The organism is Microcoleus sp. S36b_A4, assembly GCF_036700645.1.
In the GTDB taxonomy this organism is placed as follows: domain Bacteria; phylum Cyanobacteriota; class Cyanobacteriia; order Cyanobacteriales; family Microcoleaceae; genus Microcoleus.
The window spans coordinates 1-12,223 of sequence record NZ_JAUBPI010000035.1; the positions used below are offsets into that span (position 1 = coordinate 1).

Consider the following 12,223-nt stretch of genomic DNA (forward strand, 5'->3'; position numbering starts at 1 on the left):
CTGACCAGTTTTTTTTCAACAATTCTCTAAAAGCCTCTTGACAAAAGACTTACAGTCTTAACTTGTCACCAATGCTCGGACTATGCCTGCGATCGAGGGTGCAGATATTCGATTTGTGCAAGGGGATGTCTTACCTGTCCATCAAGAGATGATCGCGGCGGCAGGAAATAAGAATATTTGGCTTGTAGGAGGTGGCGATCTGGTCGGTCAATTTTACGATCGTGGGTTGCTTGATGAGGTAATTGTGTCAATTGCATCGGTGACACTTGGTAGCGGAGCACCGTTGCTACCGCGCACGATCACAACACCCCCGCTAAGACTTTTATCCGCGAAGGTTCATGGAGAAGCCTTTGCGGAGTTGCGCTATGAAGTTCCTGTGCGGGCGGATGACACAACTGCTTAATCTTTAAAGCAGCCGACGCGCTTGTAAAATCTGTTGTTGCCACTGCTCAAAAGTAAAGACTTTTGAGCTACCATCTCTCTCAACGATCGCCTTTATTTGCTCCATTAGCTCGATCGCCAGCGGTACGCCAAGCTGCAATTGTTCCAACACATCCCGCTGAGCAAAAACGGTTTCCGGTGTTCCTTCTAAAATCAATTTTCCTCGATCCATTACAAACACCCAATCAGCCCAGCGGTAGATGAAATCGAGGTCGTGACTTGCTAAAAGGATAGTAGTTCCAGCGCTGTGAATTTGTTGAAGTAAACCGATCAGTTGTCGGGTGTGACGCGGATCGAGATAGGCGGTAGGTTCATCTAGCAGCAGCAGTTTCGGCTCCAGAACCATGATATCGGCGATGGAAACCCGCTTTTTCTGGCCCAAACTGAGATTGTGAATAGGTTCGCGGGCGAGTTCGCTTAGATCGAATTGCTCGATCGCCTGCTGTACCTGTTGAGCAATTTCGGATTCTCTTAAGCCTAAATTGTACAATCCATAGGAAATATCTTCTTCTACCGTCGAAGCTACTAATTGATGTTCGGGATTTTGAAAGACGAGTCCGATTTGTTGGCGCAGTTGCATCAAAGATTTGCGATCGTAGCGAAAGGGTTCACCTTGCCAGCTAATGATTCCCTGTTGCGGTTGATACAAGCCATTTGCTAACAGAAAAAAGGTGGTTTTGCCACAGCCATTTTGACCGATCAGCCCACACCGTTTGCCAGCGGGGACTTTTAGATTTAAACCCTGAATTGCCACTCGCGAACCGCAGGGATAGGAGTAGGAAGTGCGATCGAATTCGAGAATCCATTCAGACATATTCGTTATTTTTTATTTTTTATAGCCTTGTTCCCAGGCTCTGCCTGGGAATAAATACCCGGAGGCTGTGCCTCCAATTACCGATTACCGATTACCGATTACCGAGACCAATCTCCATTGTATTTGTGTCACCCTTCATCAGATTTTGACAACTGCCAAAGTTGAATTTCATAACAGAGATGCTGCTCAAAAAGTTGACCCGCCTCCAATCCTTCAACCACCAGCTTCTTGAACCAGCGACGAAATATCCAGCGCAGGAATTTGTGGAGGGGTGGAACTGTTATCGCAATTAAATCTGCAACATAGATCATTGTATTCAGTCCATATCTGCGGAAAGTATCGACATACAAATCGATTGTTGGCAAAATATGAGCGGAAATATCCTCAGTTTTTACTAAAGTGAATCCAGCCTGCTTTAATGCTGCATGAAGTTCCGTAACCACATGACAATTAGAGAACATTCCCTCTTTATAATTAGCATCAGATCGCAGCATATCAGCCAGCAAAACGTAACCACCCTGATTGAGGATTTTGGCGGCACCGTTAGCAATATCAACAGCCGACATATACTGGCTACTTTCGCTAAAGAGAATAAGATCATAGAAATGGGTTGCTTTGAAGTCTTCAAACCTCGTGAGGTGGAAGATTGCCCGATCGCCCGTACACTTAAGAAAGCGCTGTTGTTGGAATGGATCGGGTGCGAGCCCTTCCACTGCAAAACCTCGATCAAGCAAATAAGCCGCATTGCCACCAATCCCGCAGCCCACATCCAGTATCGTATGAGTGCCGTTGGGGATAGCATCTAACAGTTTTACAGTATAAGCTTGCTGAGCGAGGCGCAATCGTGCGATCGTTAGTTCGTCAGCGGGCACAGGTAGGGTTTCCCAATAGCCGTAGTGAAGGTAGGGCGAATCTGTCAGACCCAAATAGTAATTAAGCGCTGCATTTTGGTAGCGAGTTACTTTGGAAATTTCGATTGATTTTGGCTGCGGCATTCGGAAAATTTAGTAAGTTTTAGGATTTAGGGCAGAGTTGAAATTCTTCCCAGCGCTTGCATACTTGTTCATAGCACTCAACAGGAGAAATTGCCAACTTTTGCAACAAATTGATATCAATGTGACCGCTGGCGATCGACAAAAAAATAATTGCTTCCTTGGGCTCATAACTAGCAATGATTTGCAGCAGATTGGAAACAGTATTTTCGTCTATTTCTAGTTGCTGTAAATAAACGGTTGCCTCCAAGTCGGAAATAAATTGCAAATCGTACTTTATAGTATCTACGCTCCAATCCACCGCGCCATTAATGGGAGTATTGATTTTGCAAGCAACCAAGCCTCGTCCTCGATGCAAAAAACCATTCCAAGCAGTATGCCCGATCGGCAAAATATTTTGGTGAATAAACAAGTTTTGCCAGTAGCCAAAGCTACCCTGCCAAACACTATCTTCAATTCGCATTTGTTTTCCATTAAAATAATATACGCTTCAGAACACAGATCCAATTACATCAGCGTTCATCTGTGTTCATCTGCTTATATCTGCGGTAAAAAAAAACCAATCCAATAATAAAAAAAATAATAAACTCACCATCATCCATACCTCGCAGATGAAAAACATGATTGTAAACAAATCGGCGGGCATCCTGACTCAGAGATGCAATGATCTCATTACAGTTGCGGGACAGCGCCGGATTCGCACCGAACTTTCCCCCTTACGTCTGATGGGTGTTCTCCATCAGAGCCGATCGATATAGGGGGATATTACCACTATTTGGGATATTTGACAAAAAACCGTCCGCCTATTCACCAAACTCAATATTTTCATACAAATCTGCCAGCGAAATTTCCACAGCAACAGATGTTAAACTCAGCCGATCGCCCATACAGCTATATTCCGAAAATATCCACTTATTCGCATCAGTTTTAGAATATTGCTCGACCTGTAGCCGAGATTGGTCGATTAATAAATACTCCTGAAAACTAGGAATACTGCGATAAGCAGCAAACTTTTCATCGCGGTCATAAGCTTTGGTACCTTTAGACAGCACCTCAGCAATTAGCAGCGGATTGGTAATTGTATCCGTCCGTCCAGATTGCAACTCGATCGGGCGCGCTACCACCATCACATCCGGGTAAGTATAATTATTAAGCTGCGGAACCCAAAGCCGCTGATCCGAACTAAAAGTCCGATATGGTTTCCCTTTTAATGCCGGTTTCAGCGCAACAACTAAATTAGTGGTAATTTCATTGTGATCCGGTGTGCCGCCAGCCATCAGAACAATCTCCCCATTGATAAATTCATGCCGATCCTGAGAATTGATTTCTAATTCTAGATATTCCTCAGCGGTGTAGGTTTTGGTTTCAACTGGCGCGATCATACACAACGCTCTCCTTTAATCTACTCATTTCAGTTTATCTTGAAAATTCTGCTAATTCAACATAAAAGGAGAATTTAATCATGCTAAGAAACAGGCAAGATGCCTGTTCCACAAAGAGGAAATTTTCTGTTGGGGCGTTAGTTTGGCATCAAGAACAGGCAAGATGCCTGTTCCACAAAGATTGAATTTTCTTGTGGGGAGTAGGGGTTGGGCCGAAGAGCCCGCCCGTGCGATCGCACTTAACAAACTTACCGCAGCGGGACAAAGTTATAGCCAGTGCTTCCTCCTTGTTTAACTTGCACTAAAATCGGCTTACCAGCCCGATCGCCCGTGGGCAAAAACCTCACTTCTTCGCTTGCTCCCGGTGTCGAAAAACTCGGATTTCTGAGTGCTTGTTGCAACCCTTCCCGCGTATTGCTTTGCCGCAAGCCTGCGATGACAGTTTGAGTCGCATCAAAACTCATTGCGGTTCGCCAATTTACTACTCCTCCCCAACGGCGGCTGGCATTTTGTGGAAAAGTGCTACCGGGATTAGTTTCAGGATGCCATGGAACAGGCAAAACAAGCCCGTCAACGTCCTTTTGCCCATCTTTTAAACTTTGAAAGGTGTACATTGTTGTGCTGCCGTAGAGTGGCAATTTGCCTTGATTGATGCGTGCCAGAGAGATGGCACGGTCAATGCGATCGACGTGGGGGGCTACCATCAATCCTTGTGCTCCTTTGCTGACAGCATCGGCGATCGCAATGTTGGGATTAAAAGATGGTATTGAAAAGTCGCAAACAGTGGGAACTAATTTGCCGCCAGCAGCAGTAAGAGCTGCCACAAATTCATCTTTAAATGATATATTATCCGGTGCTTGGGAGTCGTAACAAATAGCAATATTAGTTTTGCCTGCTGTTTTGACTGCATATTCTGCTAGGGGAGCAGCCATGACGCTAATATTGGGTACTGTCCGAAAGATGTAGCTACCAAATCCTGATAGATTATTGGCAAAGCTCGTCGGTGTCACCATTACCAGTTTTTCTTGCTGATATATCGGAGCAGCTTCGAGAGATGCGTTACTAGCATTGTGTCCAATTACTGCTAGTATACTTGCATCGTTTGTTAATGCTTTTGCAACATCTCTGACCACCTCTGGACTGTTGTCATCGTTGACAATTTCTACTTGCAGTTTTGCACCGTTGATGCCACCGCTATTATTGACTTCATCCTGAGCTTGGGCGACACCTCGGAGGATTTCTTGCGCGACATTGGGGTTGCTACCAATGGGGACGCTGACAGCAATTTTTACGGCAGAACTATTGCTGGCTGTGGCATTATTCAAATAGATAAGGGTTTCCGGGTCGTTGCGATTTTGTTTCAGCGAAGCCTGAAAATTCTGAATCGCAATTGAGTAATCTCCGTTCTTAAAAGCTTCAACGCCTGCTTGTTTATCTGGTGTGGTTTGGGATGTCACCAATATCTGATTTCCTAAACTGATACGATTGGCGATCGTTCCGGGTGCGATCGTTCCCGATGGACTCGCACCCGATGGGCTTGCACCAGATGTAGGTGTAAAAGTAGAAGTAGATATATCTGAACTTTTGGATGCCAATAAACCGGGAAGGAACTTGTACCCGCCAAACGCAATTAAGCCGAGAGCAACAATAAAAAAGATGGGCGGGGGGCTTTTTCTTTGGTTAGTCTCTTGGGACATAACTTTTTCTCCTGATATAATTTATACAGACTCTACAGAAAAGCTGTTAACAACAATCAGTATTCAAGATATTTTTGTTAAAGTCAATTCATTAAATTCACTAATTAAGTTCATAAAAGTCATATTTTTATTTTTAGGGCGGGCAGGATGCCCAGCCCACAAGAGTTTCATCGCGCGTTAGCTGTAAAATTTAGAGGCGGGACAATCTGAACCTAAATTTCTGAAACAGTCAGTAGTTAGTATGTCGGGTTGAAAATGAGTGTTACCAGACAATCCGAACAGTTCAATAAATTTCCAATATATTCGGATATTGGGAAAACAAAGGGATGCGGGTACCAACAGTTTTGATCCGCACTTTTTTACCAGATTGTTTTGCTTGAATGAGCTTACTTTTAACGTCGGAACTGTTGAATTTGAACCACCAAAACGTGTCTGAATTCCTAAACACGCCGGAGTTGGTGTGAATTAGTCGGAGTTGGCTGGACTCGCCGGAGCGCAGACTTTCCAAATCAATCACTTGAACCTCTTGTTCTTGCACGTTGGTGTAGTTTAACACTGCCACAGGAAGGTTGCAGACAACAACCCACATTAACAATGAGTTGTGAAAAAACAAATTAGACAGAAAATTTGCTCTAGTGTTACTGCGTTGAAAATAATTGTTGCGGTTCATAAAATACCCTCATAAATTCAAAATGAGATTTGATTGCATGACAAGCTTGAATTTGTGCTGTCAGTCAATGATATTCTCCAGAACGTCCCCTTCAAAATTTGGCAATTATTGTTCTAACTTCAACAAATTTTTAATTCGCGCCTGTGTGGAAGGGTGAGTAGAAAATAGACTTCTATACCAATCTCCACCCGAAAAATTTACAATTAACAGCGGTGCAAAAGCGGGATTGCTTTGAATTGGTATTTGTCGTGCGCTGGTTTCTAAGCGTTGCAAAGCATTAGCTAAAGCGCGCGGGTTTCCAGTTAATTTTGCTGCACTTGTATCGGCAGAAAATTCCCGCGTGCGCGAAATTGCTAACTGAATTGCTGTAGCAGCAATGGGAGCCAAGATGACAGTTAAAATCAACCCGAAAGGATTGCGATCGCTGCGATCATCTCCTCCCACTCCAAACCACATAGCATTGCTAGCCATCCGCGCTAACAGCGAAATTGCACCTGCAACCGTAGCTGCTACCGCTTGCGTCAGGGTGTCGCGCTTCTGGATGTGGCTGAGTTCGTGCGCGATCACCCCTTCGAGTTCGTCGTCTGACAGCAGATTCAGAATGCCATCAGTAAAAGCGATCGCTGCGTGTTCCGGGTCGCGACCAGTCGCAAAAGCATTGGCAGCCGGAGTCGCGATCGCGTACACTGCTGGCACGGGCAAACCCGCGCGTTGGCAGAGTCTTTCCACCATGCTGTAAATTTTCGGCGATCGGCTAGCAGTTACAGGTCGAGCACCGTAAGTTGCTAGCGCAATTTTATCTGAGTAATACCACACACTGAAATTCATCGCAGCGGTCAAGACAATACCTATAATCGCACCACCTGTACCGCCGATTACTCCATAGCTAATGGTAGTTAACAGAGCGCTCAGCAGAGCTAACAAAGCAACTGTTTTAATTTGATTCAGCATCTCAGATACTCCTAAGTTTTCTACTTTTTTAACTCCCAAAATACCCGACTTATCGCAGAAATAGCGTGTTTAATGTCTGTTTCGTGATTTGATATTTACTCATTTTTAAGTGAATAATGTTAACATAATCAAACAACCGGTGAAAGTCAATTCATATAATTCATTAATTTATTTCATAAAACTCATGAACTTCGAGTTCATAAAAGTCATATTTTGAAAATTTGTTGCAATATCGAGAAAAGCAAATATAGGACTTACGCAGTCAAAGGACAAAGAGTCCTTATTGACAAAAAGCTTTCAGAGAGGACAGTCGTCCTCTCTACAAATTGCACTCAGCTCAAATATCTAACAATTCACCAAACGCCGAATCAATATCAATCTCAGCAACAGCCACAGACTGAGCAACTGGTGAATGATTAGGAGACTCCGGCGACTCCAGCGAATGCACATTTACTACTGGTGATTCGGCCACAGGTTCCACAACAACAGACTTAGATTTTTTGACATTAATTACAGGTGATTGTGCTCCATTTTCTCCATTTTTACTGTTTTCGTTCCGCAGCAACATTGCCATCAAACCGTCCAACAAACCCCCACTACCGCCATTACCATTGACTGTGACATCGGGAACAACGCGAACGCTACCATCCGAAACCGCTTGCATCAATTGCAGCAGCGTGTAACTTTGCGTACCCAAAGCGTTGACACCAACTTGATAAGCATCCGCTTTTGCTTGTCCCATCAGCCGAATTCCTTCTGCTTCACCGCTTGCGTGTTCGATCGCAGCAGTTGCACTCAGTTGGGCAATTTTCACCCCTTGTTCTGCCGCCACCACCTGATTTTGAATGTTGGCGATCGCAGTTGCGCGCACCAATTCTTGACGCTGCGACTCTGAAATGCGCTGTACGTCGTAAGTTTTTTCTTGTTCTTGAGCAATTTTGCGATCGGTCAATGTTTGCATCAACTCTGGTGGTGGCGAAATCAAACCGATCAGCGTGTCCACAGCTTGCACGTCGTAGGCCCGCAGGGCTTGACGAACGTGTTCTGCCGCCTCTGCTTGGCGCTGGCTGCGCGCGATCAGGAAATCGAGTATTGTATATTCTTGAGAGGAGTTGCGAAAATAATTGCCCACAATTGGACGCAGCACTTGGTCGATCAGATTCTGCATCGAACCTTGCCGCGAAATCACTCTCGGTGCATCCAAAGTACCGACATGAATGATTTGAAAAACTTCTAACTCAAACGTAAATCCGTCAAAAGAAAGCAATTTCAAAGCACTTAACTTGGAGTCGTAGCCGTGTTCTCCGCTGAACCGCGATGTGAAGTTTAAAACAACATCGGTAGTAGGAACAAGTTCTACTTTCATCACTTTTGTATTGATCGGATGTTTGCCTGGATAAAGCGGTTCGATCCACACACCTTTATCGCCTTTATTAACAAGATTGCCGTGGGTAAAAGCCACACCGCTTACGTCTTGCTGCGATTTTCCTACATAGGAAATTACTACACCTACATAGCCGATCGGCACTTCGGTCATTTTTACCTGTTCAACTTGCACAAACCAAGGATTCAAATTCCAAGAACCCGATAAAATCACCTGTTCTTGCAAGCCCCTGCGCCCGCCACCTTTGATGAAAGATTGCGCTTTTTGGAAATTGTCGTGACCGGGAATTATCGGCCCGGCAATTTCACCTTCATCAATCGGAATCCCGTCTAGCACGTTCGCAATTCCCACGCGATCGGGAGCAAGTTTGTATAGTTGAAGTTCCGCAGGTTCCATACCCTTTGCAGCGGCATTAGCTGAAGTAATCACCTCAAATACAGCCGTATTGATCCGATAAGTACCAGTGGTGATGATGGCTAGTTGCCGTCCTTTTTCTCCACCGTCGGTGAGGAATTTGCGGGCATTTTGAAAATTGTCGCAATCGACGACTTTGCCTAAAATGCGATCGGAAGGAATGGTGGCTCCGTCATTGGCAATAATTAAACCAATTTCATCTTGAGGAACGACAACAACTGGTTCTTTGCGAATGCTATATTGCCAGGGAAAATAACCAAAATGCCAGCCGGGAGGAAGGGTATCTGCTTGCAAACCTCCTTCGCCATCGAGAGCAATTAATCTATTGGAGGGCAAATTTTTGCGGGAGAATTTCTTAGTAACAATTCCCACTTCTCGTTCGCCGATCGCAATTAATCCCAAAGTCCAGCCAATCTTGGGTATAAAGATGAAAACTAGGAACATTGCTCCTACGGGATAGATCCAAATCGGAATGCTAAATCCTTCTGCTTGGGCTGGTTGAACTTCCTGGGCTGGCGGCGGCGGATTGGTTTGAGCGGAAGTTGGTGGGGCAAAAGCGGATGCTGCTGCGATCGCGGTTGCGAAAGATACTGCTAGGGGTAGAAGTTTGGGAAGCCAACGTAATTTAGTCATAGTTTTTAACCTGTTTTAAGCTCAAATGTACTGAAAAGTTGTTAACTACAATTACTATTCAATAGATTTCTTTGAACGTCAATTCATTAAATTCATTAATTATGTTCATAAAAGTCATATTTGGAATATGATTGGGCAGGAAGTGCGATTGGTTCATCTCAAAATGAGTGACTAGAATTTCCATCCAATATTTACAAGCGATCGTACAATCTGTAAGAAAGTGCGATCGCCCTTATTCAATTCCTGCCCGCTAAACTAACGAGAATACGAAAATTATCAACAATAGTCCTGGTCGCGCGGGTAGTCAGAAACCGGGTTTTTGGCGAGAATACTTGGTTATAACCCGCAGATTCAGTAAAAACCCGGTTTCTTTGCTTGTGATGCGTAAGCCCCGTTGATATTAACCACCGCCACCGCCACCACCGCCACCACCGCCACCACCGCCACCACCGCCACCACCGCCACCACCGCCACCACCACCGCCACCGCCATCACTGTCATTGCTCAAGATTGGCATTACTACTTCATACTTGTGATGGTAAGAGCAGTTTCGACATTTGCAGGTAACTTCCTGCTTTCCTGCACGGGTATATGTAGGCTTAAACAAAACTTTATAAGTCCGTTTGAGTTTGAGTGTTTGGCACTCAGGGCAGCTTCGATTCTTGATTTCATTTGTGGTCATTAATAAAATCACTAAAATAGGAACAGACACCCAAAGAAGGCACATAAATAAAAATTCAAAAGGCTCAGAGTCAAAAAAGACTTGTTCTTCCGAAGAAGATTGAGATTGATTGCCAGCTTGTTGCCAGCGAGGTTGAGGTACATTGAGAATTTGCTGGGGAAATGCAATCTGCACTTCTAATTCTTGCAGCGGTTGAACAGGCTGACTTGCCACAAATTCCAATGTTTTAGCATCTACTTTGCGAGGAATAGCTGGCGTACCAAAATTCCTAAAAAACAGAACTTTACCTGACAAAGTTTCTGGTAATTTTACTCTAACTTTTGCGGCATTAATTGGGGCTTTGCGACCTGATGAAATGGCTTTCCAATAAACTTGAGTATCCTGACCATCTAGCTGCAATCCACCTACTACTCGATATTTTATAACAAAAGTATGTGATTCTGGCGCTTTTAATTGATGTTGCCAGCGAATCCAAAGTTGATTGTTTTCAATCCCGGTCGTACTGGCGATTTTTTGATTATTTTCGGTAACGGTCACATCTTTAATTTCATCGACTTTATCTAAAGGAATATAGCGATATCGTTCATTGGTGTAGTCTGCTGTGAATACATATTTTTGCGTTTCGGTAACTAACATATCTCCGTTGGTCTGAACGTCGATGATGACGTTGATGTTATCCCAGTAGAAGGGTAGTTGTTGGGCGGCTGCATGAGTCACTGTTACCAACAAGAGGCTTAATGAAGCCATTAACAAAAAAACTATTTTTTTGATGAGTCGTTGATTTATCATAGGATTTCCACAAGATAAGTGTTGACTACAATAATTCAACAGGTTTCTTTTGAAGTCAATTCATTAAATTCATTAATTATGTTCATAAAAGTCATATATTAAGTCCGGCGGCAGGGAATTTGACTGGTTCCTAAGCTCTGCCTGGGAACCAATTTCCAGAGGCTCTACCTCACGTGGCGAAAGGGAAATTGGAGGCAGAGCCTCCGGTTCTGCATTACCAGGCAGAGCCTGGGAACGAGTAGTTTAATGTTGTAATAGCACGTTTAACCAAGTTAAAACTGTACACCCAAACAAAGCTTCAAATATATATCTTCGCGAAGGCTTGTAAGGGTAAGAATTCCAAACGCGCAGTTCTCCATTAAAGCCTCGCGAGGCTAAACTCAAGGAAACTTGACGGTAGTTTTCCAAAGTTCGCTGAAGCAATTGCCCGATTAAAATGCTTAAACTCTGCATTCCCCGCTTCCAAGTGCGGTAGCCACAGCGCGAGTTTTGTGCTATCCAAAGTTCATCGGCGATCGCCAATAAGCTAAAAATAAACCGATACATTAGTAATAGCAGTTCTGTGACTAACTCTGGACAGCGTAGTTGTCTAAGAATCTGCAAGATTTCGGTAAAGGGAACCGTCAAGAGGATGAAATACATACAACTTGTGGATGCGAAGGCGCGGGCAAATAGCAAGCTCACTTGGTATATTCCAGTGCGGCTCACATACAGATAAAAAGTGCCGACGCTAATCCCCCAACCTTGCCAAATATCCCACCCAATTGCAGGGATACGATCGCCCGCAACCGCACCCATAGCCAAAGCAGGCAAACTTGTCAGCAAAAACATCAACGGTAGCGACAGCAACCGCAAATACAGTTTCCCCGGAATACCCGCATAGACGACGATCCAGACTGCCAACCAAAGGCTGATCGACAATTGGACCATCGCCCCAGAAACTAGAGACAGAATTAAAAGGGCGATCGCAAAGGATAACTTGTGAGATGGCGGCAACCCCCGCAAGCGATTTGTATAAGCCAGACTATCAATCTGATGGTTCATTCCGACGATTTATGATCAGACTGCTGCCGAGATTGCGATCGGCCTTTATACAACCCAATGACGTACCCAACTACGCCAGCCCCGATCGCCGCTTGAGACGCAAACAATAGACTTGAAATTTCGCTGCTAGCGGGTTCAAACAAGTGATTGAACCAAGGTTTATAACCCGGTTTAATTTCGGTGATTGCTTTCTTAGCTTGGTCATCGGCACCGCCATATTCACCCCGCACAAAAACGAGAGGAAACGCTGCCAGAACAATCACAGCGCCAGCCAAAAGCCAATTTTGTCGCGAAGTAGATTGGTGATTTTTTGTAGTTTTTTGACTCACG

12 protein-coding genes and 1 riboswitch are annotated in these 12,223 nt (G+C 44.4%); of the genes, 1 reads left to right on the forward strand and 11 read right to left on the reverse strand.

Annotated features, from left to right (window positions below; translation table 11 throughout):
* Nucleotides 1-82: 82 nt before the first annotated feature.
* Entirely contained in the window at nt 83-403 is a 321-nt protein-coding gene (locus tag QUA03_RS13595) for a dihydrofolate reductase family protein (protein WP_333212780.1), read from the forward strand.
* Between the two features lie 3 nt (nt 404-406).
* Here the strand turns inward: QUA03_RS13595 and QUA03_RS13600 are convergent, their stop codons facing one another.
* From QUA03_RS13600 to QUA03_RS13650, 11 genes are all read right to left on the reverse strand, one after another.
* A complete protein-coding gene (locus QUA03_RS13600; RefSeq protein WP_333212782.1) occupies nt 407-1,255 on the reverse strand; it encodes an ABC transporter ATP-binding protein in 849 nt (282 codons plus the stop codon).
* 128 nt (nt 1,256-1,383) lie between these two features.
* Nucleotides 1,384-2,250 carry a methyltransferase domain-containing protein gene (locus QUA03_RS13605; RefSeq protein WP_333212784.1) on the reverse strand — a complete coding sequence of 289 codons (867 nt, stop codon included), beginning with the start codon at nt 2,248-2,250 and terminating at the stop codon, nt 1,384-1,386.
* A gap of 19 nt (nt 2,251-2,269) precedes the next feature.
* Nucleotides 2,270-2,710, reverse strand: a complete 441-nt coding sequence (locus QUA03_RS13610; protein WP_333212786.1) for a hypothetical protein — start codon at nt 2,708-2,710, stop codon at nt 2,270-2,272.
* A 157-nt stretch (nt 2,711-2,867) separates the two neighbouring features.
* Nucleotides 2,868-3,012, reverse strand: a riboswitch (cobalamin riboswitch).
* A 38-nt stretch (nt 3,013-3,050) separates the two neighbouring features.
* Nucleotides 3,051-3,629, reverse strand: coding sequence for a Uma2 family endonuclease (locus tag QUA03_RS13615; protein ID WP_333212789.1), 579 nt, complete (start codon nt 3,627-3,629; stop codon nt 3,051-3,053).
* Nucleotides 3,630-3,877: 248 nt separating this feature from the next.
* A complete protein-coding gene (locus tag QUA03_RS13620; protein ID WP_333212791.1) occupies nt 3,878-5,326 on the reverse strand; it encodes an ABC transporter substrate-binding protein in 1,449 nt (482 codons plus the stop codon).
* Nucleotides 5,327-5,609: 283 nt separating this feature from the next.
* Entirely contained in the window at nt 5,610-5,996 is a 387-nt protein-coding gene (locus tag QUA03_RS13625; RefSeq protein WP_333212793.1) for a DUF1523 family protein, read from the reverse strand.
* 105 nt (nt 5,997-6,101) lie between these two features.
* On the reverse strand, nt 6,102-6,947 hold the full coding sequence (locus QUA03_RS13630) for a M48 family metalloprotease (protein ID WP_333212795.1): 846 nt from the start codon (nt 6,945-6,947) through the stop codon (nt 6,102-6,104).
* Nucleotides 6,948-7,284: 337 nt separating this feature from the next.
* Entirely contained in the window at nt 7,285-9,378 is a 2,094-nt protein-coding gene (locus QUA03_RS13635) for an SPFH domain-containing protein (protein ID WP_333212797.1), read from the reverse strand.
* Nucleotides 9,379-9,778: 400 nt separating this feature from the next.
* On the reverse strand, nt 9,779-10,849 hold the full coding sequence (locus tag QUA03_RS13640; protein ID WP_333212798.1) for a DUF2207 domain-containing protein: 1,071 nt from the start codon (nt 10,847-10,849) through the stop codon (nt 9,779-9,781).
* A gap of 243 nt (nt 10,850-11,092) precedes the next feature.
* Nucleotides 11,093-11,893: a cobalt ECF transporter T component CbiQ gene (gene cbiQ / locus QUA03_RS13645; RefSeq protein WP_333212800.1), complete on the reverse strand. Its 801-nt coding sequence runs from the start codon at nt 11,891-11,893 to the stop codon at nt 11,093-11,095.
* A complete protein-coding gene (locus QUA03_RS13650) occupies nt 11,890-12,222 on the reverse strand; it encodes an energy-coupling factor ABC transporter substrate-binding protein (protein ID WP_333212802.1) in 333 nt (110 codons plus the stop codon). Before QUA03_RS13650 ends, cbiQ begins: the two co-directional genes overlap by 4 nt.
* Between the last annotated feature and the right edge of the window lies 1 nt (nt 12,223).